Here is a 25,891-nt window from a genome sequence, read left to right as displayed (position 1 = left end):
TATTTCCCCAAAAATTCAGCGCGCAGTATGGCGCAGATAACCCTCCGGCAAAACTTCGACGACGTTCGGCACCAACAACCGCCATATTCCTCACGCTGCTGGTATGATGCGCGGCTTTTTCCGGCCCACCACAAATTCCCAGGCGCTTGCGACGGTCTGTGCTTTGCTGTTGAGGTCGATACATTCACGGCGCCGCGCGCGCCACGGGGAGCAGACATGCTGGAAAGGCTGTTTCAACTCAAGGCACACAACACCAACGTGCGTACCGAGATTCTGGCGGGCGTCACGACCTTCCTGGCCATGGCCTACATTCTGTTCGTCAACCCGAGCATCCTCGGCGAGACCGGCATGGACAAGGGCGCGGTGTTCGTCGCCACCTGTCTGGCAGCCGCCATCGGCTCGACCATCATGGGCCTGATCGCCAACTACCCGATCGCCCTCGCGCCTGGCATGGGCCTGAACGCCTTCTTCACTTACACCGTGGTCCTGCACATGGGCCACACCTGGCAAGTGGCGCTGGGCGCGGTGTTCATCTCGGCAGTGTGCTTCTTCCTGCTGTCGATCTTCCGCATCCGCGAATGGATCATCAACAGCATCCCGCTGCCCCTGCGCTCGGCGATTGCCGCCGGTATCGGCCTGTTCCTGGCGCTGATTGCCCTGCATAACGCCGGCATCGTAGTCAGCAACCCGGCGACCATGGTCGGCCTCGGTGACCTGAAAGCCCCGGCGCCGATCCTCGCCACCCTCGGCTTCGCGCTGATCGTCGCCCTCGAAGCGCTGAAAGTGCGCGGCGCAGTACTGATCGGCATTCTGGCGGTGACCATCATTTCCATCGCCATGGGCTTCACTCCGTTTGGCGGCGTGACCTCGATGCCACCTTCGCTGGCCCCGACCTTCATGCAACTGGACATCAAGGGCGCCTTGGACATCGGTCTGGTCAGCGTGATTTTCGCCTTCCTGTTCGTCGACCTGTTCGACAACTCCGGCACCCTGATCGGCGTCGCCAAGCGCGCCGGCCTGATGGGCAAGGACGGCCACATGCCGAAAATGGGTCGTGCACTGATCGCCGACAGCACCGCGGCGATGGCCGGCTCGCTGCTGGGGACTTCGACCACCACCAGCTACATCGAATCCGCTGCCGGCGTAAGCGCTGGCGGGCGTACCGGCCTGACGGCGGTCGTCGTGGCGATCCTGTTCCTGCTGGCGCTGTTCTTCTCGCCACTGGCGGCCAGCGTTCCAGCCTTCGCCACCGCACCGGCGCTGCTGTTCGTCGCCGTGCTGATGACGTCGGGCCTGGCGGAAATAGACTGGGAAGACATCACCGTGGCCGCACCGGTGGTGGTTACCGCGCTGGCGATGCCATTCACTTACTCGATCGCCAACGGCATCGCCTTCGGCTTCATCTCCTGGACCGTGATCAAGTTGCTGTCGGGCCGCGCCCGTGAGCTGAACCCGGCGCTGGTGATCCTGTCGATTCTGTTCGTGATCAAGTTGGGTTGGTTCAACGCATGACTTTCGATTCCCAGGCCTACGCCACTCAGCTCGAAGAAAAGGTCACGCGTTTGCGTGACCTGCTGGCCCCGTTCGATGCGCCAGAGCCGACCGTGTTCGACTCGCCGCTGCAGAACTTCCGCCTGCGCGCGGAATTTCGCCTGTGGCGCGAGGGCGGTGAGCGGCACTACGCGATGTTCTCCCAGGACGACAAACGCACGCCGATCCTGATCGAAGAATTCCCGATTGCCAGCCTGCGCATCAACCAGTTGATGCCGCAGCTCAAGGCGGCGTGGCAGGCCAGCTCGGCGCTGAGCCACAAGCTGTTCCAGGTGGAGTTCCTGACCACGTTGGCCGGCGATGCGATGATCACCCTGTGTTATCACCGTCCGCTGGACGAGCACTGGCATGCGGCCGCGTCGAAGTTGGCGGCTGATCTCAACGTCAGCGTCATCGGCCGCTCCAAGGGCAAGCGCGAAGTGATCGGCCACGATTACGTGGTCGAGAAGCTGGAAGTCGGCGGTCGCACCTTCAGTTACCGTCAGCCGGAAGGCGCATTCACCCAGCCCAACGGCACGGTGAACCAGAAGATGCTCAACTGGGCGTACGAAGCATTGGGCGATCGTCCCGACGATCTGCTGGAGCTGTACTGCGGCAACGGCAACTTCACCCTGCCGCTCGCCACCCGCGTGCGCAACGTGCTGGCCACCGAGATCAGCAAGACCTCGGTCAACGCCGCACTGAGCAACCTCAGCGAAAACGCTGTGGATAACGTCACGCTGGTGCGTCTGTCCGCCGAAGAGCTGACCGAAGCGCTGAACGAAGTGCGTCCGTTCCGTCGCCTGCAAGGCATCGACCTGAAAAGCTACGAGTTCGGCAGCGTGTTCGTCGACCCGCCGCGCGCCGGCATGGACCCGGACACCTGCGAGCTGACCCGGCGCTTCGACAACATCCTGTACATCTCCTGCAACCCGGAAACCCTGGCGGCCAACATCGCCCAACTGCACGACACGCACCGCATCACCCGCTGCGCGATGTTCGACCAGTTCCCGTGGACGCACCACATGGAGTCCGGGGTGCTGCTGACCCGGCGTTGATAGCGAATGCCAGATACGAGAAAGCCGTCGTGATTGACGGCTTTTTTGTGGGTGATGTTTTGTTTTGTGCGATTAACGAACACTAAGCGCCAAGCGCAACGTTGCTCAATTGACCATGGTAACCATCTGGTACATTTTACCTCCACAGGCTGAGACCCTCGGCCCAAGCCAAAAACAATAAGTGGAGTTTGCCCCCATGCCCCCTATCGTTCTGGTGCTCAACGGCCCGAACCTGAACCTGCTCGGCACCCGTGAACCGGCGACCTACGGCCACGAAACCCTGGCCGATATTTCTGCACTGTGCGGGCGCGCCGCTGAAGAGTTCGGCCTGACCGTGGAGTTTCGCCAGACCAATCACGAAGGCGAATTGCTCGACTGGATTCACGCGGCACGCGGGCGTTGCGCCGGGATCGTGATCAACCCGGCGGCCTGGACGCACACTTCGGTGGCGATCCGCGACGCGCTGGTGGCCAGTGAGTTGCCGGTGATCGAAGTGCACCTGTCCAACGTGCATGCGCGTGAGCCGTTCCGCCACCACTCGTTCGTCTCGGCCATCGCCACGGCGGTGATGTGCGGCTTCGGCAGCCATGGCTATCGCCTGGCCCTGGAGCATTTCAGTCAACGGCTGAAAGGACGCGCAGCATGATCCGCAAGAACGTAATACTCGCCGGGCTGATTGGCGCGGGCATTCAGGCCTCGCGCACGCCAGCACTGCATGAACACGAGGGCGATGCCCAAGGCCTGCGCTACCTGTATCGACTGATCGACCTCGATCAGTTGCAACTCGACAGCAACGCGCTGCCCGACCTGCTGCTGGCCGCCGAGCGCATGCACTACACCGGCCTGAACATCACCTTTCCGTGCAAGCAGGCGATCATCCCGTTGCTCGATGAACTGTCGCCGGAAGCCCGGGGCATCGGCGCGGTCAACACGGTGGTGCTCAAGGATGGCAAGCGCATCGGCCACAACACCGATTGCCTGGGTTTTGCCGAAGGTTTTCGTCGGGGCCTGAAAGATGCTGCGCGTGAGCGTGTGGTCCAGATGGGCGCCGGTGGTGCCGGGGCGGCGGTGGCCCACGCGCTGCTGAGCGAAGGCGTACAGCAACTGAGCATTTTCGACGTCGACCGCGAGCGTGCCGAGAGTCTGGCGAACAACCTCAACCAGCATTTCGGCTCAGGCCGCGCGGTGGCCGGGCGAGATCTGCCGGGCACGCTGAATCAGGCCGATGGTCTGGTGAATACCACGCCGATGGGCATGGCCAAACTGCCGGGCATGCCGTTGCCGGTGGAGTTGCTGCGGAAGGAGTTGTGGGTCGCGGAGATCGTTTACTTCCCGCTGGAAACCGAACTGCTGCGCAACGCCCGCGCCTTGGGTTGCCGCACGCTGGACGGCGGCAACATGGCGGTGTTTCAAGCGGTGAAGGCGTTTGAACTGTTCAGCGGCGTGGTGCCGGATGCGCAGCGAATGCTTGCGCATTTCCAAAGCATGAATAGCTGAAGATCAACATCAATCCTGTGGGAGCGGGCTTGCTCGCGAAAGCTGTGTGTCAGGCGCCAGATGTATAGGCTGACACATCGCCTTCGCGAGCAAGCCCGCTCCCACATTGGAGGGTGTCAGGCTTGCAAGTAGCGCAACACCGACTCGCAGATCATCTCGCGATGACGCTGCTTGATGCTTTCGTCCGGCAGGTCGATCTGAAAAATCTCACCGAACGTGTGACGGTTCGAGACGCGGTAGAAGCAGAACGAGCTGATCAGCAAGTGCACATCCAGCGCGTCCAGCCCGGTGCGGAACACACCCTCCTCGGCACCGCGACGCAAAATCTCGCCCAGTGAATCGAGGATCGTATTGTTCATCGCCTTGATCGTGTCCGAACGCTTCACGAACTCGGCGTTATGGATATTTTCGATACAGACGATGCGCACGAAATCGACATTGCGGTCGTGGTGATCGAAGGTGAACTCCACCAGTCGGCGGATCGCCACCACCGGCGGCAGCTCGGCCAGGTGCAGGCGGTTTTCGGTGCTGCGGATGTCGCCGTAAAGTTTTTCCAGCACCTCGACGTACAACTGCTCCTTACTGCCGAAGTAGTAATAGATCATGCGTTTGGAGGTGTGGATACGCTCGGCGATCGCGTCGACGCGGGCGCCGGACAACCCCTGCTGGACGAACTCGACGATCGCCTCCTGCAAGATGTTCTCGCGGGTCTTTTCCGGGTTGTTCTTGCGACTCTTGCGCGGCTCGATGCCAGATACGACGGGGGCTGCGGGGAGTTCTGAAGTCATTGTCATTGCGGGCTCACGGCCATCACTGCACAGGCTGGCGATTATGGGCCGCACAACTGCGCTAAGGAAGCTGCGCGGCCCGTGTTTAATCCCGCGTTTACGAATTTCCTACAACTTCGCCTGGCGCACCGCGCCGCTGCGTGATTTGGCCATCGCCGCCAGACGCACCGCGACGTTCGCCGCACCATAACCGGCATAACCGTTTTTACGCTGGATGATCTCGAAAAAGAAGCGCCCCTCGAACGGCTCGGTGTACACGTGAAACAACTCGCCACCCTGCGCGTCACGGTCGTAGAGCACGTTGTAATACGCCAACTCACTGAGGAATTCGTCGTCAAAATCGAAGCGCGCGGCGAGGTCGTCGTAATAGTTGAGCGGGATATCCAGCAACGGCACACCGGCTTCTTTGGCGCGGCTGACTTCGGCGAAGATGTCATCACAATCGAAGGCGATATGATGCACACCGGAGCCGCGATAACTCGACAGCGCGTGGGAGATCGCGGTGTTACGGTTCTCCGAGATGTTCAGCGGCAGGCGGATCGAACTGTCGCGGCTTCTCAACGCCCGGCTCTTCACCAGCCCGTACGGATCGGGCAGCACCACTTCATCGTCAGCCTCGAAATCCAGCAGGCTCTTGTAGAAAAGCACCCAACTGTCGAGGCTGTCGGCCGGCAACGCCATGGCCATGTGATCGATGCGCTTGAGGCCGCCACGGGCCTGAGCGTTCGGCAGCAGATTGAAGTCGGTGCCATAGACATCCGCCGCTTCATCCACCAGATAAATCAGGCTGCCGTCCGGCGCACGCACCGCGGCCAGTTCCAGCTCGTTGGGGCCGACCAGTCCGCGATAGGGCTGGCCCTTGTAGGCGACGGCGCGGGCCAAAGCGCTGGCACTGTCCTTGACCCGCACGGCGGTGGCGCACAGCGACGGGCCGTGGGCTTCGAAAAAACTGTGGCCAAACGAATACGGTTCGGCGTTGAGGATCAGATTGATATCGCCCTGACGCAGCAGGCTCACGCTCTTGGAGCGGTGCTGCCCGGCCTTGACGAAGCCCAGCCGCTCCAGCCAGTTGCTCAGTTTGGCGCCGAGGCTTTCGTCGACGGCGAACTCAAGAAACTCGATGCCGTTGTATTCGCTGGCCGGCGGCGTTTCGAAGAGGATTTCGCGGTTGGCCACCGGCGTTGCTTGCTGTTCCAGGCGCTGACGGGTCTTCTCTTCCAGATACAGCAGCGAACGCAGACCATCGGCGGCATTCGCCCGTGGCGGCGCGGCGCGGAAACCATCGTTGAAGATCTCCAGCGACAACGGCCCGGTGTAGCCGCTCTGGATGATCGGCGCGAGGAACCCCGGCAGATCGAACTCGCCCTGCCCCGGGAAGCAACGGAAATGCCGGCTCCATTCCAGAACATCCATGGCGAGGATCGGCGCGTCGGCCATTTGCACAAAGAAGATCTTGTCGCCGGGAATGTCGGCAATCGCGCTTGGATCACCTTTCAGCGACAAGGTGTGAAAGCTGTCGAGCAGCACGCCGAGGGCCGGGTGATCGGCCTGGCGGACGATGTCCCAGACCTGTTGATAAGTATTGACGTGCCGGCCCCAGGCCAGCGCTTCATAGCCGATGCGCAAGCCGCGAGCGCCGGCCCGTTCGGCCAGCAGGCGCAGGTCATCGACGAGAATCTGTTGGTCGCCGATGCTGTCCGCCGAGGCGTTGCTGCAGACCAACACCAGATCGGTGCCCAGTTCCTGCATCAGGTCGAATTTGCGCTCGGCCCGCTCCAGATTGCGCGCCAGCCGATCACGGCGGCAGCCTTCAAAATCGCGGAACGGCTGGAACAGCGTGATGGCGATCCCCAGGTCAGCGCACATCTGCCTGATTTCCCGCGGGCTGCCGTCGTAATACAGCAGATCGTTTTCGAAGATTTCGACGCCGTCGAACCCGGCAGCGGCAATGGCTTCGAGCTTTTCCGGCAGGGTGCCGCTCAGGGAAACGGTGGCAATGGAACGCTGCATGTTTCTACTCCCGGACTGCGCTGCAGTTTTTTACAGGGGATCGTTTTTTATCGTGAGGAAATTATTGGCTGCATCGTCTTCAGCAGCAATTTAAAGTGTACCAGCCGGTTAGTTTTGCGTGCGATTATCGAACACTATGGCGTTTCGACGAATTGACGATTTTTCGTCCACTGCCCACCATCGACTTCACATTGAGTCCGGAAATGAACCTTCGGTCGCAGTGCGTGCAAACAACACCACATAACAAATTCAAAAACGGGTGGAACAATGATTCCTTCACAGACTTCCCGCATGGCCCCGGCCATGAGCACTGCCACGGGTGGCATCGGCGACAAGATCCGCGGCGCCATGGCTGTCGGCAAGACCCGTTGGGGCATGCTGGCGCTGGTGTTTTTCGCCACGACCCTGAACTACATCGACCGCGCCGCACTCGGCGTCATGCAGCCCATCCTCGCCAAGGAAATGAGCTGGACGGCGATGGATTACGCCAACATCAACTTCTGGTTTCAGGTCGGCTACGCGATTGGTTTCGTCCTGCAGGGACGCCTGATCGACCGGGTCGGCGTGAAACGCGTGTTCTTCTGCGCAGTGCTGCTCTGGAGCCTGGCCACCGGCGCGCACGGTCTGGCGACGTCGGCCGTCGGCTTCATGGTCTGCCGGTTCATCCTCGGCCTGACCGAAGCGGCCAACTACCCGGCCTGCGTGAAAACCACGCGCCTGTGGTTCCCGGCCGGTGAACGCGCCGTGGCCACCGGCATCTTCAACGCCGGGACCAACGTCGGCGCCATGTTCACGCCGATGCTGCTGCCACTGATTCTCCACGTATGGGGCTGGCAGGCAGCGTTCCTGTGCATGTCGGCACTCGGCGGGATCTGGCTGCTGTTCTGGGGCTTGAAATACTTCAACCCGGAAGACCATCCCCGGGTGAAGAAATCCGAACTCGACTACATCCAGCAGGAAGTCGAACCGGAACAGGCCCGCGTACCGTTTTCACGCATCCTGCGCATGCGTGGCACCTGGGCGTTCGCCCTCGCCTATTCGCTGACCGCGCCGGTGTTCTGGTTCTACCTGTATTGGCTGCCGCCGTTTCTCAATCAGCAATACAACCTGGGCATCAACGTCACCCAGATGGGGATTCCGCTGATCATCATCTACGTGACGGCCGACTTCGGCAGCGTCGGCGGCGGCATTCTGTCGTCGTTCCTGATCGGTCGCGGGATGAACTCGATCAAGGCGCGGCTGCTGTCGATGTTCCTGTTCGCCTGCTGCATCATCGGCGTGATCATGGCCGCCGGTTCGAGCAATCTGTGGGTCGCCGTCGCGGCAATCTCCCTGGCGATCGGCGCGCATCAGGCCTGGACTGCGAACATCTGGAGCCTGGTGATGGACTACACACCCAAGCACATGATGAGCACGGTGTTCGGTTTCGGCGGCATGTGCGCCGCGATCGGCGGGATGTTCATGACCCAGATCGTCGGCCACATCCTGACCGTCACCCATAACAACTACACCGTGCTGTTCACGCTGATTCCGGCGATGTACTTCATTGCACTGACCTGGATGTACTTCATGGCGCCGCGCAAGATTCCAGACGTTACCGAGTAACCCCGGCCTGCACCACCCTCCCCCCTGTAGGAGTGAGCCTGCTCGCGATGACGGTGTGTCAGTCGATGAAGATGTTGACAGCCCCAAAGCCATCGCGAGCAAGCCCGCTCCCACAGGGTTGTGTCTTTATCTCACTTACGGCTCTGCTGCCACGCCGCCGCCAGGCCGCTGCAGCAGATCACCGCGATCCCGATCACCGTCAACAGACTCGGCGTGTGATTGAACACCACCCACCCCAACAACCCGGCAAACACGATCTGGCAATAACCGAACGGCGCCAGCAATGCCGGCGCGGCATGGCGGAACGCCTGGGTCAGAAACAGGTGCGCGGTCATCCCGCAGCTGCCCAGCGCCAGCATCAACACGGCGTGAGACAACGTTGGCACTTGCCAGAAGAACGGCACCAGCGCACTCATCACCAAGGTGTTGCACAAGCCGGCGAAGAAGTTGCTGGTGGTGGGGCTGTCGACTTCTGCGAGCTTGCGCGTCAGCAGTTGATAGAAGCAGAAAAACAGCGCCGAGCAGAATGGCAGCAACACCGCCGGGGTGAACAATTCGCCGCCCGGATGGACGATGATCAGCACCCCGATAAAACCGCAGATCACCGCGATCCACTGCCCGCGCGTCACCCGTTCCTTGAGCAGCGGCACCGACAGGGCCGTCACCAGCACCGGCGCAAGAAAGTTGACCGCCGTGGCCTCGGCCAGCGGGATGTACAGCAGCGCAGTGGTGAAAAACAGACTGGTGCCGAGCAGGCACAACGCCCGCGCCAACTGCCATAACGGCCGTTTGGTGCGCAGCACGCGCAACCCCGACTGCGGCAGGAAAATCCCCGCCATCAGCAAGGTGTGCACCAGATACCGCGCCCACACCACCATGATGATCGGGTAGAAACCCGAGAGGTATTTCGACAGGGCGTCGTGGCTGGAGAACAGGAAGGTCGCCACGACAATCAGCAAGATCCCCTTGAAGGGTTGGTTGACACCAGAGAGCGGGGTGCTGACGGTCATCGGATTTCCTTGTGTTGCAAAAAAAGATCAAAAATCTTCGCAGGCAAGTCTCGTCGCCACTGGAACAACACTGTCCCTGTGGCAACGGGGTTGCCCGCGACAGGTGCGCAGCAGCGCTTAAAGCTGCGCCAACAACGCTCGGGTGCTATCCATCGCCATCTGCGCCCGCTGCAATCCACTCACGCCCTGCTCGAGCAATTTCACCGCAGGAATTTCCAGGCTCAACGCAAGATTAGTCGGCAGCGCTTTCAGCAACCCGAGCAAGTCACAATCGCCCTCGCCGGGAAACCGCCGCTCATTACGCGCCTGACGCAAGATCTCGGCCATGTCCGCCGGTCTCGGGCCCGCCACATCACACAATTGCGCATAACGCAGGCGCGCAGGCGCGACGTGGGCCAGGTCCTCCAGCCGTGAGCCGGAGCGATCGAAATGAAAGGCATCGACCAGCACCGCGGCGTTTTCCCGGTCGGCGTTGGCAACGATGCGCAACGCCTGCTCGAGGTTGCGCGCATCGGTCCAGGGCATGAACTCCAGATGCGGATGCAAGCCGTAAGGCGCCGCCAGATCACACAGCGCAGCAAAATTGTCGGTGAGCCGTTGCTCGTCAGGATCGTTGCCGGCGACCAGTAACTCACTGGCGCCGAACTCCGCACCGACGGCCAGCAATTGCTCAAAATCGGCGACCACGGTTTGCGGTTTCAAGCGCAGGATTTCCACATCGAGCACAGCGATGCCAGTGTCGCGCAAACGCGCCAGCGTCTGACGCCGCAAATCAGCATCGGCCACCAACGCAAAGTGATATTCCTCGGGCGTCGCCGGCTCAAGACGCAGGCCGACATGGCTGTAACCGGCACGCGCCGCCACCTCGACCATTTGCGGTGGCGACAATTCGAGTACGGTGAGACTGGCCAGGGACAGGATTCGTTCGTTCATGTTCAAGCCTCGACCACTGCAGGGGAACAGGCACGACCGCTGGCCGCCGCCTCGCGAATCGCCTCGACCAGCGCCAATGTTCGCGCGGCATCGGCGGCACTGACCAGCGGTTCGACTTCACGCCGCGCGACCTGCACAAAATGCTGCAGTTGCAAACGCAACGCGTCCCCGGCCGCGCAATGTTCCTGCACCGCGAGCAAAGGCTCGTGCCAACCGGCATCGACTTGATCGGCAGCGTAATGCCAGCGCTTGAGTTGCGGAATGCTCAGCGCCCCGGCGGTACCCGCCAGCAGGTAACACGGCTGATCGACTTGACGTGGGTAGACCGGGTTTTCCCCGGAATTCAGCTCCCAGCTCCACGGCGCGGCGACCGCATCAGAACCGCTCAGCGTACCGAGTGCACCGTCGGCAAATTGCAGCAACAGCGCCACGCTGTCTTCGTTGGCAAAACCACGCACCGCGTTGTCGGTGACGGCCTGCACCGATTGCACTTCACCGCACAGATGACGCAGCAGATCGAGGTCGTGAATCAGATTGGTCAGCAACAGGCCCGCCCCCGGTTCACGGCGCCACGGGATCTCGAAATAAGCGTCGGGTTTGCGTAACTGGAACAGTGCGGTAACCGTGGTCAGCCGCCCGAGCGCTCCGCTGCGCAACAACTCATGGGCGCGCACGATCAGCGGATTGTGCCGCCGATGATGGCCGACCAGCACCGGCACGCCACAGCGTTTGACCGCCGCCACCAGTTCACGCACCTCATCCAGGTGCACGCCGACCGGTTTCTCCAGCAACACCGGAACCCCGGCGGCGAGGCAATCCAGGGCGGTGCTGACGTGCTGATTATTCGGATTGGCCACGATCACCGCGTCTGGCCGCACCTGCTCCAGCATCTGCCGATGATCGGCGAAATACGCCACGCCCCACTGCCCCGCCAGCGCGGCAGCCTGCGGGCCGGGATCGGCCACTGCGCATAAGCGGGCTTCGTTGAGGGTTTGCAGGTGCTGGTAATGCTGCTGGCCCATGTTGCCAGCGCCGATCAGGGCGATACGAAGGGGCGGAGTCAAGACGCGATCCTTTTGTGATTGTTGTTGGAAAAGTCACTCCAGCAACAATTTAGAACCGCGTTCCACAATCAAACACCCGGTGACGGGAAAACCGTGCGAACACCGCACAACTTTATACACAACGCCTGACCTGTAGGAGCTGCCGAAGGCTGCGATCTTTTGACTTTGTTTTTCAAGATCAAGATCAAAAGATCGCAGCCTTCGGCAGCTCCTACAGGGGATAGGTCAGATGAATAACTCAGACGCCAGACTCGCCGCCGACAATTCCTCGGTGAACTTCACCAGCAACGGCGCCAATTCGTGCAGTCGCGCGCCGGGCATCCGTGCGCTTGGCCCGGCAATGCTCAGTACGCCGATCACTCGCCCGTCAACCGGATGCTTGACCACCGCGGCAATCGCCGAGGTGCCCACCGCCGAACTTTCCTCGACACAGGCATAACCCTGTTCCCGCGCCAGGCGCAGGCGCTCCAGCAGTTCGATATTGGAGCGCGGCGCATTCGGCCCGACGCCCACCGGTACTTCCGCGCCCTGGCGCTCGACCAGCGACAACGCCTCGGCATCGCTCATGCACGCCAGCCACGCATGCCCGGAGGCGGTGTAGAACAGCGGCGCATCGCGCCCCATGTCCGGGTCATAACGCAAGCCCGTGCGTGCGCCCTGCGCCTTGGCGATCCAGGTCTGGCGCTCGCCATCGATCACCCCCAGACGCACCAGTTCACCGGTTTCCTGAGCCAGTCGATCCAGCACCGGTTGCACGATGTCGGCACCGCTGCAGGACAGATACTGAAACCCCATCGCCACCAGTTTGGTCGACAAGTGATAGCGCAAAGTGTCGGCATTCTGCCGCACGTAACCCAGGCGAATCAGCTCGGCGAGCATCCGGTGAGTGGCACTTTTCGGGATGTCCAGTTGCTCGGCGAGGGTCTGCATCGGCAGCCCGCGCGGCTCACTGGTGAGGCTTTCGAGCACGCTGAAAACCCGTTCGATCTGACTGCCGGCCATGGGGAAATCCAAGTGAAATTTTGCCGATTCTAGAAGACATCTCACACAAAGCGAAATCCGGAACTGGCCGGGCGATAACCGCCCACTTTACTGAAACAAGCCTTGTTGCAGCCACGCTTCATTGGTTAATTTCTGGAATCCAATTCCAATAAAACCTACTGCGGAGCTTTGCCTGATGCCTGCCGAACTTCCCGAAATCGACTGCGACGTTCTGGTCGTCGGCTCCGGTGCCGCCGGTTTATCCACAGCGGTCACTGCGGCGTGGCATGGTCTGAAAGTCATCGTGGTTGAAAAAGATCCTGTGTTCGGTGGTGCCACTGCGTGGTCCGGCGGCTGGGCGTGGGTGCCGTGCAATCCGCTGGCTCGGCGCGCAGGCATCGTCGAGGACGTTGAGCAACCGCGCACTTACCTGCGCCACGAACTCGGCGAGCATTACGACCCGGCAATGGTCGATGCCTTCCTCACCGCCGGGCCGCACATGGTCGCGTTTTTCCAACAACACACCGCTCTGCAATTTGCCGACGGCAACGCCATCGCCGACATTCATGGCGATACACCCGGCGCGGGCACGGGCGGTCGCTCGGTCATCGCGGCGCCTTACGACGGACGAAAAGTCGGACGCCTGCTCAAGCGCCTGCGTACAACGATGCGCGAAACCTCCTTCATGGGCATGCCAATCATGGCCGGCGCCGACCTTGCGGCGTTCCTCAATCTCAGCCGATCACTGAAAGCCGCGTGGCACGTAACCCGGCGTTTTACCCGGCACTTGCTTGACCTCGCGGTACACGGCCGGGCCATGCAACTGGTCAACGGTGTGGCGCTGGTCGCACGACTGGCGAAGTCCGCCGAGGACCTTGGCGTCCTGCTCTGGGCCTCGGCACCGGTGACCGAACTGCTGCGCGATGAAGCAGGGGTTTGCGGCGCAGTGGTCAGCAGCGCCAAAGGCCCGATCCGCATTCATGCACGCAAAGCCGTGGTGCTGGCCGCCGGTGGATTTGCCAACGACATCGAGCGACGCAAGGCCTTGTTTCCGCGCACGCCCACGGGTCATGAACACTGGGCACTGCCGCCGCTGGCGGTGAATGGCGACGGCCTGCGCCTGGGCGAAAGTGTCGGCGCCACGGTCAACACCGACGTGGCTTCGCCCGTGGCCTGGGCGCCGGTCTCGCAAGTGCCCCATACCGACGGCAGCATCGGCCATTTCCCACACATCATCGAACGCGGCAAGCCGGGAATTATTGGCGTACTGCGCAACGGCCAACGCTTCGTCAACGAAGCCAACGGTTACTACGACTACGTCAGCGCCATGGTTGCCGCCACGCCTGAAGGCGAAGAAGTCGCCTCGTGGCTGATCTGCACCCGCGCCTTTCAACGGCGTTATGGCTTGGGCATGTCGCGGCCATTTCCCGTTCCGGTGTCAGGATTTATCCGCAGCGGCTATCTGAAAACCGGCAACACCCTTGAAGAATTGGCCAGCGCCTGCGGCATCGACCCCAGCGGGTTGCGCCACACGGTGGAGGACTACAACCGCCATGCACGCCACGGCGAGGACCCGTCGTTCGGTCGCGGCGCAACGCCCTATAACCGCAAACAGGGCGATCCGGCGAACCTTCCCAACCCTTGCGTTGCCCCTATAGAGACAGGCCCCTTCTATGCCGTGAAAGTCCAACCGGGCTGCTTCGGCACCTTTGCCGGGCTCAAGGTCAACCCGCATGCGCAAGTGCTCGATGCCAATGCCCAGCCCATCGCCGGGCTCTACGCCGCCGGTGGCGACATGGCCAGCATCATGGGCGGGCACTATCCGGCGGGCGGGATCAACCTCGGCCCGGCGCTGACTTTCGGCTACATCGCCGCCCGGCATATCGCCGGCATCACTGCTTTCGAACAGGAGATCGACCATGCAGCACATCGTTAACGCCCAGGGTTTGAACATGCCGAAACTCGGCCTCGGCACCTGGCCGATGCTCGGCGACGAATGCACCCGTGCCGTGGAGCAAGCGCTGGAACTCGGCTACCGGCACATCGACACGGCAGCGGCCTACAACAACGAAGACGCCGTCGGACAAGCATTGGCGAACACACCGACACCCCGCGAGCAGATTCATGTCACCACCAAGGTCTGGTGGGATCAATTGCAACCCGATGCGATGCGCCACTCGATGCAGCGCAGCCTCAAGGCCTTGCGCAGCGAGTATGTCGACCTGTTCATGATCCACTGGCCGAGCACTGACTGGGACTTGCCGCGCACGCTTGAAACCCTCGCATCCTTCAAGGAGCAAGGTCTGGCGCGCAACATCGGCGTGGCGAATTTTCCGCTATCGCTGCTGCGCAAAGTCGTCGAGGAATACGGCATCCCTCTGTCAGCGATTCAGGTCGAGTACCACGTCCTGCTCGGACAAAACGCCCTGCTCGACTACGCCCGCCAACACGATCTGGCACTGACGGCCTACACGCCATTGGCGCGTAACAAGGTCTCGGAGATTCCACAGATTCAGCAGATTGCCGAAAAACACGGCGTGCTGCCGACTCAGGTCGCATTGAAATGGCTGCTGGATCAGCCCAACGTCGCGGCGATTCCCAAGGCCAGCAGCCGCGCCAATCAACTGGCGAACCTGGATTCGCTGCAGGTTGAACTGGACGCTGAAGACCGCGCACTGATCGCCGCACTGCCGAAGAATCAGCGTCAGGTCAGCCCGGATTTCGCCCCGGTGTGGGATGCCTTCGATCGCTGACGCACAGCGCGCCGAGAGAAATCCGCCAAAGGATTGAATTAGTCGCCTACACGCTCGTCAATAACAGGCCCGCCCTCGTCACCCGAGGCCGGGCCTGTTGGCGTGTGCGCGAATAGACGGACGACCGGACTGGCGCCACACTCTCACACCAGCAACACTCATCACCACGTACAGAAAGAGGATTTCCCACATGCTATGGAAAAAAGGCCGACGCAGTGACAACGTCGTCGATGCCCGTGGCGATGATACCGGCGGTGGCGGCGGCATGCGTTTCGGTGGCGGCAAGGGTCTGAGCCTGGGGGCGATTTTGCTGATCGTCGGCATCGGCTGGATCACCGGCCAGGATCCGTTGCAGATCCTCGGCCAGCTCACCGGGCAAATGACCGAACATTCGGCACCGGCCTCGACGCAAACCCGTCAGGCGCCACCGGCCAACGACCAGCAAGCCGAATTCGTGCGGTCGATCCTTGGCGATACCGAAGACACCTGGGGCGCGATTTTCCAGCAGGCCGGCCGCCAATATAAGGACCCGACCCTGGTGCTGTTCAGCAACCGGGTGAATTCCGCCTGCGGTCTGGCGACTTCGGCGACCGGCCCGTTCTATTGCCCGGCGGATCAGAAAGTCTATCTGGACATGGCCTTCTTCCAGGAAATGGCCCAGCGCTTCAAGGCTGCCGGCGATTTCGCCCAGGCTTACGTGATCGCGCACGAAGTCGGCCACCATGTGCAGACGCTGCTCGGCGTCTCGGCGAAAATTCAGGCGGCCCGTCAGCAAGGCCGGCAGATGCAGGGCGACGGTGGTTTGCTGGTGCGCCAGGAACTGCAGGCCGACTGCCTCGCCGGCGTCTGGGCCTACCATGCGCAGAAGCGTCTGAACTGGCTGGAACCGGGTGACGTCGAAGAGGCCTTGAATGCGGCCAACGCCATCGGTGATGATCGCCTGCAACAACAGGGTCAGGGCCGTGTGGTGCCGGACTCGTTTACCCATGGCACGTCGGCGCAAAGGGTGCGCTGGTTCAAAACCGGTTTCGCCCAAGGCCAGGTCGGCCAGTGCGATACCTTCGCGGCGAAAAACCTGTAAATGCGCAAATGGCTTTTGGCTTTACTGATCATCGGCGGCAACGCCCACGCGGCGGGCGTCGATGCCATCAGCCCCGGACGCCTGCAATTCGAGGCCGGCGAAATGGCCGTCGGCATCAGCCCGGCACCGGAGAAAATCGAGCGGGTGCTGATCGTCATTCACGGTCGTCTGCGCAACGCCGAGACCTACCGCAAGAGTGCCGAACGCGCCACCGAACTGGCCGGGCAAACGGCGCACACGCTGGTGATCGCGCCGCAGTTTCTCAACGAAAGCGACGTCGCCCTGTACTCCCTGCCCAACACGTTGCTGCGCTGGAAAGGCAACGAGTGGATGGGCGGCGGGTTATCCACAGGGCCGAAACCACTGAGCTCCTACGCCGCGCTCGACGCCATCGTCGCCCGGGTCAGTGATCGCAAACAGTTTCCGGATGTGCAGCAGATCGTGATTTTCGGCCATTCCGGTGGCGGACAAGTGGTGCAACGCTACGCCCTGCTGGCCAAGGATCAGCCGGCGCTGAAGGCCAACGGCATTCGCCTGCGGTATGTGGTGGCCAATCCGTCGTCGTACGCTTATTTCAACGAACAGCGGCCAGTGGCGTTCGATCACGCACAGTGCCCGGGCTTCAATCGCTGGAAGTACGGTCTGACCGACATGCCGGTGTACGCCGGTGGGCAAACGCCGATGCAGCTTGAAAGCAGTTACATCAAACGCGAGGTGATTTATCTGCTGGGGCAGCAGGACACCGACCCGCAACATCCGGCGCTGGACAAGAGTTGTGAGGCCGAAGCGCAGGGCGCGTATCGACTGGAGCGGGGCAAGGCGTTTTTCAGTTACCTGCTGCGCCGCCATCCGGAAGGGGTGAATCAGCGGCTGGTGGAAGTGCCTGGTGTCGGGCATAACGGCGATGGGATGTTGACGTCGCCGGAGGGGCAGAAAGCGCTGTTTGATCAGTAAGTTGTGCGGTGGATGATCTGGCCTCTTCGCGGGCAAGCCCGCTCCCACAGGCGAGCGCATTCCAATTGTAGGAGTGAGCCTGCTCGCGATGAGGCCAGATCAGACAATAAAGATTCAGGCCAAAAGCATCCGCCGCAACTCGACACAATCCTGCGCATGCCAGTCCGTCAGCTCCGGCCACGGGTTGTCCGGCAGATTCACCAGCACCGTCCGCGTCCCTGCCGCCCGTCCACAATCGAGGTCGAAGCGGTAATCCCCGACCATCACCATCTCGTTGGCCGGAACGTTCCAGGCTTCGGCCAGTTTCAGCAATCCGCCGGGATGCGGCTTCGGTGGCGCTTCATCGCGGCCCAGCACATCTTCCACGGCGAAGCAGTCGGCCAGGCCGATGGCGTCGAGCGTCACATGCGCGAGTTCCCGCGCATTGCGGGTCAGAATGCCCAGGCGATAGCCACGCCCGTGCAGGTCGCGCACCAGCTCCACCGCACCGGCAGCCGGTTTCGAACCCAGCGCCAGATCGCGCTCATGCTCCAGCAACCAAGCATGTTTCGCCGCGGCTTCATCGGCCGGCAGCGCCGCGAGGTGGGTGAGAATGTCGTCCTCGGGCGGAATCTCCAGCGCCACGCGGATCGCCGCAAAGTCATGCACGGCGACGGTCAGGGTGCCGTCCATGTCGAACACCCAATGCTTCACATCGCTCAGGCTCATGCCCAGTCCTTGCGGTGACGAATCAGGCCTTCCTGGGTCACCGACGCCACCAGTTGCCCGGCGCGGTTGTACACGCTGCCACGGGAGAAACCCCGAGAATTGCCGGCCCACGGACTGTCCATCGCATAGAGCAGCCAGTCATCGGCGCGCAGATCATTGTGGAACCACAGCGCGTGATCGAGGCTGGCGACCTGCATGTCTTTCTGCCAGACCGACTTGCCGTGCGGCAGCATCGACGTGGTCAGCAAACCGAAGTCCGAAGCATAGGCCAGCAGGTATTTGTGCAGCGCCGGAATATCCGCCAACGCGCCGTCGGCACGGAACCACACGTATTTCACCGGATCGGCCGGTTGCGGGTTGTACGGGTCTTTTTCAGTGACCGGGCGCACTTCGATCGGTTTCGGGCACAGCAGTTTTTCGCGCATGTGCTCGGGGATCAGGTGCGCGCGTTGCTGGGTCAGTTCCAGCTCCGACGGCAGGTTTTCCGGGCCGACCACCACCGGCATCTGGCTCTGGTGCTCAAAGCCTGCCTCGTCGTACTGAAACGAAGCGCTGCAGGTGAAGATCGGGTGGCCTTTCTGGATGGCCGTGACCCGACGGGTGCTGAAGCTGCCGCCATCACGCACGCGATCCACCGAATACACCACCGGCAACTTGGCATCGCCCGGGCGCAGGAAATAGCCGTGCATCGAATGCACATGGCGCGCCTCTTCAACCGTCTGACTGGCCGCCGACAGCGACTGACCGAGCACCTGCCCGCCGAACAACTGACGGAAACCCAAGTCCTGGCTGCGGCCACGGAACAGGTTTTCCTCGATCGGTTCCAGGGTCAGCAGGTCGACCAGATCTTCCAACACTTGGCTCATTCAGACTCTCCTCACACAACGCTATGCCGCGCAGTCTTGGCTGCGGCGGCCCATTCAGGTTCTGGCGCGAGCCACTGTCGCGCCATTGTAAACGTCCGTGTCGGCTTAGCCATGCAGGGTTTGCAGCCATTGCTCCCTGGTAATTCGGTACAACAGATGCCGGCGCAACGGGTGATCGACGGCAACTTTGGGGTGATCGAAATCATCGGCCGGATCGTGCTGCATGCCAATCGCCTGCATGACTTTCTCCGACGGCAGATTGCTCTGCGCGGTGAAAGAAACGATCTCCTTCAGCCCCAGCCGATCAAAGCCTGCGCGCAATGCCGTCCACGCCGCCTCACTGGCATAACCAAGGCCCCAATGCTCGCGGGCCAGACGCCAGCCGATTTCCACCGCCGGAGTGAACGGGGCATCGAAGCCGACCACACCCAGACCGGTAAAACCGATGAACTCACCGCTGTCCTTGCGCTCCAGCGCCCACAGACCGAAACCGTGCTCGGCAAAATGCCCGCGCACCCGGCCGATCATCGACGCACTTTCCAGACGGCTGAGCGGGGCCGGAAAGTAACGCATCACCTGCGGATCGGCGCACATCGCCGCAAATGCCGGCAAATCCTCGTCGCGCCACTGACGCATCAACAGGCGTGCGCTTTCGAGTTGCTGAATCGGCTCCATCATGCCCCTCCATTTCCATGCCGCAAGTCTACATCGCTGGTAGGATCGTTCACTCTTTCCTGCGTTCCCAATCTTCAACAGCCATACGAAATCACCATGCCACTGCCGCTGATCTACCACGAAGACTACAGCCCCGAGTTTCCGGCGGATCACCGCTTTCCCATGGACAAGTTCCGCTTGCTGCGCGATCACCTGGTCGACAGCGGCCTGACCCGCGACGCCGACCTGCTGCGTCCTGAGATCTGTCCCAACGACATCCTCGCCCTGGCCCATGACCGTCGCTATATCGAACGTTACATGAGCGGCGAGTTGTCCCGTGAAGACCAGCGGCGCCTCGGCCTGCCGTGGAACGAAGCCTTGGCGCGGCGCACGGTGCGTGCGGTCGGTGGCTCGATTCTGGCGGCGGAAAAAGCCCTGGAGCATGGTCTGGCCTGTCACCTGGCCGGCGGCACCCATCACGCTCACTACGACTACCCGGCCGGGTTCTGCATCTTCAATGACCTGGCAATCATCAGCCATTACCTGCTGCAAAGCGGTCGGGTGAACCGGGTGCTGATCTTCGATTGCGACGTGCATCAGGGCGACGGCACCGCACGGATCCTGCAGGACACCCCGGAGGCGATCACCGTTTCCCTGCACTGCGAAAAGAACTTTCCTGCACGCAAGGCCGAAAGCGACTGGGACATTCCGCTGCCCAAAGGTATGGGCGATGCCGACTATCTGCAGGTGGTGGATGACACCCTTAACTACCTGCTGCCGCTGTATCAACCGGACCTGGTGCTGTACGACGCCGGCGTCGATGTGCACAAGGACGACGCCCTCGGTTATCTGCAGCTGACAGACGAAGGCGTCGCCGCCCGCGATGAAAGCGTGATGCGCCATTGCCTGGGTCGCGACATCCCGGTGGTCGGCGTGATCGGCGGCGGCTACAGCAAGGATCGCCACGCCCTCGCCCGCCGCCACGGCATCCTCCATCACAGCGCGCAACGGGTCTGGACGTCACACGGTTGTCACTAAGCTGTGCTGCGTTACCCACAATGGCTGTGGAACGGCCTGTGGATAACCTGAGCGAAAGGGACTACAGACCACAGCGAACATGGCGTACAGCGCGATGGTTATTTTTTAACCACATACTGAATTCACCTCGATCTCCTTGTAGGAGTGAGCCTGCTCGCGATGGCGGACCGACATTCAGCACTTATGTCGCCTGATAAACCGCCATCGCGAGCAGGCTCACTCCTACAAAGGCCTGCGCTGTTAGAATGCGCGCCTTATCCCGCCATACCGCAGCGCACGCCATGACCCAGACTTCCGCCCCCCTACCCGCTCACGTCGCCATCATCGGCGGTGGCCCCGCCGGCCTGATGGCCGCCGAAGTGCTGAGCCAGGCCGGCGTGCGCGTCGATCTGTACGACGGCATGCCCTCGGTGGGGCGCAAGTTCCTGCTGGCCGGGGTCGGCGGCATGAACATCACCCACTCCGAGCCTTACCCGGCATTCCTCGCGCGCTACGCCGAACGCGCGCCGCAGATCGCGCCGTTACTGCGCGGTTTCGACGCCGACGCGTTGTGCCGCTGGATTCATGAACTGGGCATCGAAACCTTTATCGGCAGCTCCGGCCGGGTATTCCCCACCGACATGAAAGCCGCGCCGCTGCTGCGCGCCTGGCTCAAGCGCCTGCGCGACAGCGGCGTGGTTATCCACACCCGCCATCGCTGGCTCGGCTGGGATGAACACGGTGCGCTGCGCATCGCCAGCCCCGACGGCGAAATCACCGTCAAACCCGACGCCACCCTGCTCGCCCTCGGCGGCGGCAGTTGGTCGCGGCTGGGTTCGGATGGCGCGTGGATGCTGCCCCTTGAGCAAAAAGGCGTAGGACTGGCGCCGTTACAACCGAGCAATTGCGGCTTCGAGGTGCAGGCCTGGAGCGAGTTCCTTGTCAGTAAATTCGCCGGCGCACCGCTGAAAAATGTCGCCATCGGTTTGAACGACGATATCCCGCGCCTGGGCGAATGCGTGAAAACCGCGACTGGGGTCGAAGGCAGCCTGATCTATGCACTGTCGGCACCGATTCGCGAAGCGATCAATGCACACGGCTCAGCCACGGTGCACATCGATCTGCTGCCCGGCCGTCCTGTGGATAAATTACAGGCCGCGTTGAGCAAACCCCGCGGCTCGCGTTCGATGGCCAAGCATCTGCACAGTCAGGTCGGGATTGATGGGGTGAAAGCGGCGTTGTTGCGAGAGCTGAGCGATGCAGCAACGTTTGCTGATCCGGCGCTGTTGGCGCGGGCGATCAAGGCGTTACCGCTGACTTTGGTAAAAACGCGGCCGCTGGATGAAGCGATCAGCAGTGCCGGTGGCGTGACGTTCGAAGCGCTGGATCAGCGTTTGATGCTCAAGGCGTTGCCGGGGGTGTTCTGTGCGGGCGAGATGCTGGATTGGGAAGCGCCGACGGGCGGCTATCTGCTGACCGGGTGTTTTGCCAGCGGGCGGGCGGCGGGACTGGGGATGTTGGAGTGGTTGCAGCGCCAAGGCTGAAGACCGCGGCGCGCCCTTCGCGAGCAAGCCCGCTCCCACAGGAGATCTCCATTCAATGAAGACCCATGTGGGAGCGGGCTTGCTCGCGAAGGCGTCCTTACAGACGCCCCATCAGATCAAGGCTTGCGCTTACGCGGCCCGGTATTGAACACCGGCACTTTACGTACAGGCTTGATCGACGGCTCCGGCGCCTGGGTGTCGCCACTGTCGACCCATTTACCGAGATTGCGCTTGCCGCCACCGCCACCGGACGTCTTCGGCTTTTTCGGTTTCTTCGGCTTCTTGATCACCTGACCGCTGGCGTCGGTATCCGGCACGCGGTGCTCAGGTTCGAAGTCCGGCTCGTTCTGGCGCTTCAAGGTCTGACGCGTGAGCATCTCGATCGCCGAAAGCATGTTCACTTCATCCGCGCACACCAGCGAAATCGCCTCGCCCGTCGCGCCCGCACGGCCAGTACGACCGATGCGGTGAATGTAATCCTCGGCGACGATCGGCAGGTCGAAGTTGACCACCAGCGGCAAATCTTCGATGTCCAGACCACGCGCGGCGACGTCGGTCGCCACCAGAATCTGCACTTCGCTGAGCTTGAACCGATCCAGCGCACGCTGACGGGTCGCCTGCGGTTTGTCGCCATGGATGCCGTCGGCGTTGATGCCCAGGCCCTGGAGTTTTTCCACCAGCGCATCCACACCGTTACGGGTCTTGGCGAACACCAGCACCTGCTTCCACTTGTTCTTGCGCATCAGGTGCACGAACAATTCGGCCTTGCGCTTCTTGTCCACCGTCACGATCCACTGCTTGACGGTGTTGGCCGCGACGTTGCGCGGGCTGACTTCAATGCTCAGCGGATCGTTGAGCATCTGCCCGGCGAGCAGGCGGATGTCATCGGAGAAGGTCGCCGAGAACAGCAGCGTCTGGCGCTTCTTCGGCAGCATGCGGTAAATGTTCGCCAGTTCTTCGGAGAAGCCCAGGTCGAGCATGCGGTCGGCTTCATCCAGCACCAGGGTTTGCAACTGATCGAGTTTCAACGCGTTCTGGCGGAACAGGTCGATCAGGCGACCAGGCGTGGCGACCAGCACATCAACGCCGCCGCGCAGCTTCATCATCTGCGGGTTGATGCTGACGCCGCCGTACACCGCATACGTGCGCAATGGCAGGTTTTCAGCGTATTGGCGCACCGACTCATGAACCTGCTCCGCCAGCTCGCGGGTCGGCACCAAAATCAGCGCACGCGCCGAATTGGCGGCCACTTTCGGCCCTTCCATGGCCAGCAACTGCAGCAGCGGCAAGGCGAAACCGGCGGTCTTGCCGGTGCCGGTCTGGGCCGCAGCCATCAGGTCGCGACCGGCCAGAACGGCCGGAATGGCTTGCGCCTGGACCGGCGTTGGAGTCTGGTAGCCGAGCTTCTCGAGGGAGCGCAGCAAGGGTTCGATCAGGCCAAGGGTGGCGAAAGTCATGGGAGTACCGTAGGAAAAATCAGCGCGGCTGCGCAAAACAAGGATGCAATGGCGCGCAGTTTACCCTAATTCACACGTTGCTCTGCTGGAATGGCGGTCTTCGGCGTCTCCACGACGAGCGGCTGCGCCGGGCGCCGCCACTGCGGAAGACCGATCAGCACCACCGCGCTGATGATCACCAGCATCGCCAGCGCCTCTTCCATGCCAATGCTCTCGCCAACAAACACGATCCCCAGCAACACCGCCACCGCCGGGTTGACGTAGGCATAACTGGTGGCCGCCGCCGGACGCACGTGCTTGAGCAGGTACATGTAGGAATTGAACGCGATGATCGAGCCGAAGAAAATCAGATAACCCAGGGCCAGCCAGCCTTCCACCGGCGGCAAGGCTTGCAGGTGTTCGCCGCTGACCGCGCTGCCGATCAGCAGCACCACGCCGCCCACCAGCATCTCCACGGCACTGGCCATCGCCCCTTGCGGTAACGGCAGGTGTTTGCTCCACACCGAGCCGAACGCCCAGGTTGCCGCCGCAAAAATCAGCAGCGCCGCGCCCATCGGGCTCGATTGCAGGTTGGAACCCATGTTGAGCATGGCGATGCCGATAATCCCCAGCGCCACCCCGGCCCACTCCAGCCGAGTATTGCGCGCGCCCCAGAAATACCCGCAGAGCAAGGTGAACAACGGCACCGTCGCCACCGCCAACGCGGCCACGCCGGACGCCACGCCGGTGTGCTCGGCGACACTGACCGCGCCGTTGCCGAAACTGAGCAGCAAAATCCCGATGATCCCCGCCGCTTTCCACTGCGCCCAGGTCGGCGCCGGCGCCCCGCGCCAGCGCAGGAACGCATACATCAGGCTGCCGGCAATCACGAAGCGCACGCCGCCGAGCATCAGTGGCGGCCAGTATTCGACGCCGATACGGATCACCAGATAGGTCGATCCCCAAATCACGTACAGCGCGAAAAACGCGGCGATCAGCGGCAGAGAAAAACGGCGCAAGGCAGGCATGGGCAGCTCGACAGTCAGAGGCAGGGTCCGATTATTCTAGAAAGGCCCGCGGGCAAAAATAAGTTACAAAACCTGTTTATCGCGCCGGTACACTTTTGAAACAACGGAGATCGACGGGATTAACCGCGATTTCGAAAGTCTGGCAATTTCAGGAGTCCGGCCTTGGACAAATACGACCGCATGCTGCTCAGCGCCCTGTTGGAAAACGGTCGCGCGTCCTACGCCGATCTGGCGCGCAAGGTGAACCTCTCCGCCCCGGCGGTGGCCGAACGCGTCGCCAAGCTTGAGGCGTCCGGGGTGATCACCGGGTATCAGGCGAACATCGACCTGTCGAAAATCGGCTTGCCGATCCAGTGCATGATCGAATTGCGCCTGCACCAGAACGGCAGTCAGAAGGTCTACGACGAACTGGTGAAAATCCCGCAACTGACCGAATGCTTCCGAGTGACCGGCGATCCATGCGTGATGATGAAGGGCGCGGTGGGCTCGATGCCGGAACTGGAAGAGTTGATCAACCGGGTGGCGAAGTTCGGCTTCAGCAAGACCTCGATTGTGTTGTCGAGCGCAATCGAGAAGCGCGTGCCGTTGAGCCATATCGAAGGCAACGGCAAGTAATCAGCAACTCAGAGGATCCAAATGTGGGAGCGGGCTTGCTCGCGAATGCGGTGTGTCAGACAACATATTTGCCGAATGACACACCGCTTTCGCGAGCAAGCCCGCTCCCACAGGGGATTTGTAGCGTTCTCGGGATCAGCGGTAGCGCTGTAGATGCTCGCTGACTTTGGCGGCGGGGACTTTCTGCAGTTTGCACAGCAGGTCGTGGTTCAGCTCACGCACCCCATGCTTGTGCCGCAGTTCTTCCGCCAGATGCGCCATCAGGTTGGCCGCCATCTCGGCATCCGCCATCGCCCTGTGCGCCTGGCCGGTGTGCGGCAGGCGGGCGAACGTGGTCAGGGTGCCGAGCTTGTGATTCGGTGCCGCCGGCATCAGGCGCCGGGCCAGCAGCAGTGAGCAGGCGAAGTTCTGCAGGCGGGTGCGTTTGATCCGCCCCAGTTCGAAATCCCAGAACTTCTGGTCGAATGACGCGTTGTGCGCCACCAGCGGTGTGCAGCCGACGAATTCGTTGACCTCTTCCATCACCCGCTCTGCCGGCGGCGCACTGCGCAGCATGGCGTTGCTGATGCCGGTCAGTTGTTCGATGAACGCGGGGACGCGCACGCCAGCGTTCATCAGGCTCTGGTAACGCTCGACGATGCGCCCGTTCTCCAGCATGACCACGGCGATTTCCGTGGCGCGACAGCTGCTGTTCGGCGACAGGCCGGTGGTTTCAAAGTCGATGACTGCAATGCGTTCCAAACCGGGTTCAACTCCGTA

24 protein-coding genes are annotated in these 25,891 nt (G+C 62.0%); 12 read left to right on the top strand and 12 right to left on the bottom strand.

Annotation, left to right across the window (positions count from 1 at the left end; translation table 11 throughout):
* The first annotated feature begins 216 nt into the window (after nt 1–216).
* From LCH64_RS20160 to LCH64_RS20145, 4 genes are all read left to right on the top strand, one after another.
* Nucleotides 217–1,512, top strand: coding sequence for an NCS2 family permease (locus tag LCH64_RS20160; protein WP_003228434.1), 1,296 nt, complete (start codon nt 217–219; stop codon nt 1,510–1,512).
* The gene (gene trmA, locus LCH64_RS20155; protein ID WP_226501084.1) at nt 1,509–2,588 is read left to right on the top strand and encodes a tRNA (uridine(54)-C5)-methyltransferase TrmA; all 1,080 of its coding nucleotides are present in this window, start codon (nt 1,509–1,511) and stop codon (nt 2,586–2,588) included. Before LCH64_RS20160 ends, trmA begins: the two co-directional genes overlap by 4 nt.
* A 196-nt stretch (nt 2,589–2,784) precedes the next feature.
* Nucleotides 2,785–3,234, top strand: a complete 450-nt coding sequence (aroQ, locus tag LCH64_RS20150) for a type II 3-dehydroquinate dehydratase (RefSeq protein ID WP_003228440.1) — start codon at nt 2,785–2,787, stop codon at nt 3,232–3,234.
* Nucleotides 3,231–4,085, top strand: a complete 855-nt coding sequence (locus LCH64_RS20145; RefSeq protein WP_226501083.1) for a shikimate dehydrogenase — start codon at nt 3,231–3,233, stop codon at nt 4,083–4,085. Before aroQ ends, LCH64_RS20145 begins: the two co-directional genes overlap by 4 nt.
* A gap of 116 nt (nt 4,086–4,201) precedes the next feature.
* Here the strand turns inward: LCH64_RS20145 and LCH64_RS20140 are convergent, their stop codons facing one another.
* Together LCH64_RS20140 and quiC are read right to left on the bottom strand one after the other, a co-directional pair.
* Nucleotides 4,202–4,879: a TetR family transcriptional regulator gene (locus LCH64_RS20140; RefSeq protein ID WP_045122645.1), complete on the bottom strand. Its 678-nt coding sequence runs from the start codon at nt 4,877–4,879 to the stop codon at nt 4,202–4,204.
* Nucleotides 4,880–4,981: 102 nt separating this feature from the next.
* A complete protein-coding gene (quiC, locus tag LCH64_RS20135) occupies nt 4,982–6,883 on the bottom strand; it encodes a 3-dehydroshikimate dehydratase QuiC (RefSeq protein ID WP_003228443.1) in 1,902 nt (633 codons plus the stop codon).
* Nucleotides 6,884–7,150: 267 nt separating this feature from the next.
* Between quiC and LCH64_RS20130 the strand changes: the two genes are divergently transcribed.
* The gene (locus LCH64_RS20130) at nt 7,151–8,488 is read left to right on the top strand and encodes an MFS transporter (RefSeq protein ID WP_027612856.1); all 1,338 of its coding nucleotides are present in this window, start codon (nt 7,151–7,153) and stop codon (nt 8,486–8,488) included.
* 131 nt (nt 8,489–8,619) lie between these two features.
* Here LCH64_RS20130 and LCH64_RS20125 read toward each other — a convergent pair whose 3' ends face one another.
* From LCH64_RS20125 to LCH64_RS20110, 4 genes are all read right to left on the bottom strand, one after another.
* On the bottom strand, nt 8,620–9,498 hold the full coding sequence (locus LCH64_RS20125) for a DMT family transporter (RefSeq protein ID WP_003228449.1): 879 nt from the start codon (nt 9,496–9,498) through the stop codon (nt 8,620–8,622).
* A 117-nt stretch (nt 9,499–9,615) separates the two neighbouring features.
* A complete protein-coding gene (locus tag LCH64_RS20120) occupies nt 9,616–10,431 on the bottom strand; it encodes a sugar phosphate isomerase/epimerase (protein WP_226501082.1) in 816 nt (271 codons plus the stop codon).
* Nucleotides 10,432–10,433: 2 nt separating this feature from the next.
* The gene (locus LCH64_RS20115) at nt 10,434–11,495 is read right to left on the bottom strand and encodes a Gfo/Idh/MocA family oxidoreductase (protein WP_226501081.1); all 1,062 of its coding nucleotides are present in this window, start codon (nt 11,493–11,495) and stop codon (nt 10,434–10,436) included.
* Between the two features lie 225 nt (nt 11,496–11,720).
* Nucleotides 11,721–12,497, bottom strand: a complete 777-nt coding sequence (locus tag LCH64_RS20110) for an IclR family transcriptional regulator (protein WP_226501080.1) — start codon at nt 12,495–12,497, stop codon at nt 11,721–11,723.
* 175 nt (nt 12,498–12,672) lie between these two features.
* Here LCH64_RS20110 and LCH64_RS20105 point away from each other — a divergent pair, with 175 nt between their 5' ends.
* The 4 genes from LCH64_RS20105 to LCH64_RS20090 all read left to right on the top strand — a co-directional run bounded on the left by LCH64_RS20105 (nt 12,673) and on the right by LCH64_RS20090 (nt 17,264).
* Nucleotides 12,673–14,412: an FAD-dependent oxidoreductase gene (locus LCH64_RS20105; RefSeq protein ID WP_226501079.1), complete on the top strand. Its 1,740-nt coding sequence runs from the start codon at nt 12,673–12,675 to the stop codon at nt 14,410–14,412.
* Nucleotides 14,396–15,229 carry an aldo/keto reductase gene (locus LCH64_RS20100; protein WP_226501078.1) on the top strand — a complete coding sequence of 278 codons (834 nt, stop codon included), beginning with the start codon at nt 14,396–14,398 and terminating at the stop codon, nt 15,227–15,229. The genes LCH64_RS20105 and LCH64_RS20100 overlap by 17 nt, the downstream gene beginning before the upstream one ends.
* Before the next feature lie 190 nt (nt 15,230–15,419).
* A complete protein-coding gene (locus LCH64_RS20095; RefSeq protein WP_226501077.1) occupies nt 15,420–16,310 on the top strand; it encodes a neutral zinc metallopeptidase in 891 nt (296 codons plus the stop codon).
* Complete coding sequence (locus LCH64_RS20090) at nt 16,311–17,264, top strand: alpha/beta hydrolase (RefSeq protein WP_226501076.1); 954 nt, start codon at nt 16,311–16,313, stop codon at nt 17,262–17,264. It begins immediately after the preceding gene.
* Nucleotides 17,265–17,378: 114 nt separating this feature from the next.
* Here LCH64_RS20090 and LCH64_RS20085 read toward each other — a convergent pair whose 3' ends face one another.
* From LCH64_RS20085 to LCH64_RS20075, 3 genes are all read right to left on the bottom strand, one after another.
* Nucleotides 17,379–17,972 carry an HAD family hydrolase gene (locus LCH64_RS20085; protein ID WP_226501075.1) on the bottom strand — a complete coding sequence of 198 codons (594 nt, stop codon included), beginning with the start codon at nt 17,970–17,972 and terminating at the stop codon, nt 17,379–17,381.
* On the bottom strand, nt 17,969–18,838 hold the full coding sequence (tesB, locus tag LCH64_RS20080; RefSeq protein ID WP_003228466.1) for an acyl-CoA thioesterase II: 870 nt from the start codon (nt 18,836–18,838) through the stop codon (nt 17,969–17,971). The genes LCH64_RS20085 and tesB overlap by 4 nt, the downstream gene beginning before the upstream one ends.
* Nucleotides 18,839–18,943: 105 nt before the next feature.
* Nucleotides 18,944–19,513 (bottom strand): GNAT family N-acetyltransferase, encoded by a 570-nt coding sequence (locus LCH64_RS20075; protein WP_003228468.1) that lies wholly within the window; start codon nt 19,511–19,513, stop codon nt 18,944–18,946.
* A gap of 96 nt (nt 19,514–19,609) precedes the next feature.
* On the opposite strand from LCH64_RS20075, the gene LCH64_RS20070 reads away from it, so the two are divergent.
* Both LCH64_RS20070 and LCH64_RS20065 read left to right on the top strand, forming a co-directional pair.
* Nucleotides 19,610–20,530 carry a histone deacetylase gene (locus LCH64_RS20070; RefSeq protein ID WP_003228470.1) on the top strand — a complete coding sequence of 307 codons (921 nt, stop codon included), beginning with the start codon at nt 19,610–19,612 and terminating at the stop codon, nt 20,528–20,530.
* Nucleotides 20,531–20,811: 281 nt separating this feature from the next.
* Nucleotides 20,812–22,053, top strand: a complete 1,242-nt coding sequence (locus tag LCH64_RS20065) for a TIGR03862 family flavoprotein (RefSeq protein WP_226501074.1) — start codon at nt 20,812–20,814, stop codon at nt 22,051–22,053.
* A 116-nt stretch (nt 22,054–22,169) separates the two neighbouring features.
* Here LCH64_RS20065 and LCH64_RS20060 read toward each other — a convergent pair whose 3' ends face one another.
* Together LCH64_RS20060 and yedA are read right to left on the bottom strand one after the other, a co-directional pair.
* The gene (locus LCH64_RS20060) at nt 22,170–23,510 is read right to left on the bottom strand and encodes a DEAD/DEAH box helicase (RefSeq protein ID WP_226501073.1); all 1,341 of its coding nucleotides are present in this window, start codon (nt 23,508–23,510) and stop codon (nt 22,170–22,172) included.
* A gap of 65 nt (nt 23,511–23,575) precedes the next feature.
* Nucleotides 23,576–24,517 carry a drug/metabolite exporter YedA gene (gene yedA / locus LCH64_RS20055; protein ID WP_201136508.1) on the bottom strand — a complete coding sequence of 314 codons (942 nt, stop codon included), beginning with the start codon at nt 24,515–24,517 and terminating at the stop codon, nt 23,576–23,578.
* Nucleotides 24,518–24,679: 162 nt separating this feature from the next.
* On the opposite strand from yedA, the gene LCH64_RS20050 reads away from it, so the two are divergent.
* Nucleotides 24,680–25,132 carry an Lrp/AsnC family transcriptional regulator gene (locus LCH64_RS20050; RefSeq protein WP_045122648.1) on the top strand — a complete coding sequence of 151 codons (453 nt, stop codon included), beginning with the start codon at nt 24,680–24,682 and terminating at the stop codon, nt 25,130–25,132.
* A gap of 135 nt (nt 25,133–25,267) precedes the next feature.
* On the opposite strand, the gene LCH64_RS20045 is transcribed toward LCH64_RS20050, so the two are convergent.
* Nucleotides 25,268–25,873 (bottom strand): 3'-5' exonuclease, encoded by a 606-nt coding sequence (locus LCH64_RS20045; RefSeq protein ID WP_098965754.1) that lies wholly within the window; start codon nt 25,871–25,873, stop codon nt 25,268–25,270.
* Nucleotides 25,874–25,891: the final 18 nt, after the last annotated feature.

The sequence above is a fragment of the Pseudomonas sp. MWU16-30322 genome (genome assembly GCF_020515535.1).
GTDB lineage: Bacteria > Pseudomonadota > Gammaproteobacteria > Pseudomonadales > Pseudomonadaceae > Aquipseudomonas > Aquipseudomonas fluorescens_H.
Note: the sequence above shows the minus strand (reverse complement) of the source record. Positions and strands in the feature narration are given on the sequence as shown.

Excerpts from the sequence above, each read along its gene's own strand:
- LCH64_RS20160 (WP_003228434.1), top strand. The coding sequence starts at position 217 with ATGCTGGAAAGGCTGTTTCAACTCAAGGCACACAACACCAACGTGCGT.
- trmA (WP_226501084.1), top strand. The coding sequence starts at position 1,509 with ATGACTTTCGATTCCCAGGCCTACGCCACTCAGCTCGAAGAAAAGGTC.
- aroQ (WP_003228440.1), top strand. The coding sequence starts at position 2,785 with ATGCCCCCTATCGTTCTGGTGCTCAACGGCCCGAACCTGAACCTGCTC.
- LCH64_RS20145 (WP_226501083.1), top strand. The coding sequence starts at position 3,231 with ATGATCCGCAAGAACGTAATACTCGCCGGGCTGATTGGCGCGGGCATT.
- LCH64_RS20140 (WP_045122645.1), bottom strand. The coding sequence starts at position 4,879 with ATGACAATGACTTCAGAACTCCCCGCAGCCCCCGTCGTATCTGGCATC.
- quiC (WP_003228443.1), bottom strand. The coding sequence starts at position 6,883 with ATGCAGCGTTCCATTGCCACCGTTTCCCTGAGCGGCACCCTGCCGGAA.
- LCH64_RS20130 (WP_027612856.1), top strand. The coding sequence starts at position 7,151 with ATGATTCCTTCACAGACTTCCCGCATGGCCCCGGCCATGAGCACTGCC.
- LCH64_RS20125 (WP_003228449.1), bottom strand. The coding sequence starts at position 9,498 with ATGACCGTCAGCACCCCGCTCTCTGGTGTCAACCAACCCTTCAAGGGG.
- LCH64_RS20120 (WP_226501082.1), bottom strand. The coding sequence starts at position 10,431 with ATGAACGAACGAATCCTGTCCCTGGCCAGTCTCACCGTACTCGAATTG.
- LCH64_RS20110 (WP_226501080.1), bottom strand. The coding sequence starts at position 12,497 with ATGGCCGGCAGTCAGATCGAACGGGTTTTCAGCGTGCTCGAAAGCCTC.
- LCH64_RS20105 (WP_226501079.1), top strand. The coding sequence starts at position 12,673 with ATGCCTGCCGAACTTCCCGAAATCGACTGCGACGTTCTGGTCGTCGGC.
- LCH64_RS20100 (WP_226501078.1), top strand. The coding sequence starts at position 14,396 with ATGCAGCACATCGTTAACGCCCAGGGTTTGAACATGCCGAAACTCGGC.
- LCH64_RS20095 (WP_226501077.1), top strand. The coding sequence starts at position 15,420 with ATGCTATGGAAAAAAGGCCGACGCAGTGACAACGTCGTCGATGCCCGT.
- LCH64_RS20090 (WP_226501076.1), top strand. The coding sequence starts at position 16,311 with ATGCGCAAATGGCTTTTGGCTTTACTGATCATCGGCGGCAACGCCCAC.
- LCH64_RS20085 (WP_226501075.1), bottom strand. The coding sequence starts at position 17,972 with ATGAGCCTGAGCGATGTGAAGCATTGGGTGTTCGACATGGACGGCACC.
- tesB (WP_003228466.1), bottom strand. The coding sequence starts at position 18,838 with ATGAGCCAAGTGTTGGAAGATCTGGTCGACCTGCTGACCCTGGAACCG.
- LCH64_RS20075 (WP_003228468.1), bottom strand. The coding sequence starts at position 19,513 with ATGGAGCCGATTCAGCAACTCGAAAGCGCACGCCTGTTGATGCGTCAG.
- LCH64_RS20070 (WP_003228470.1), top strand. The coding sequence starts at position 19,610 with ATGCCACTGCCGCTGATCTACCACGAAGACTACAGCCCCGAGTTTCCG.
- LCH64_RS20065 (WP_226501074.1), top strand. The coding sequence starts at position 20,812 with ATGACCCAGACTTCCGCCCCCCTACCCGCTCACGTCGCCATCATCGGC.
- LCH64_RS20060 (WP_226501073.1), bottom strand. The coding sequence starts at position 23,510 with ATGACTTTCGCCACCCTTGGCCTGATCGAACCCTTGCTGCGCTCCCTC.
- yedA (WP_201136508.1), bottom strand. The coding sequence starts at position 24,517 with ATGCCTGCCTTGCGCCGTTTTTCTCTGCCGCTGATCGCCGCGTTTTTC.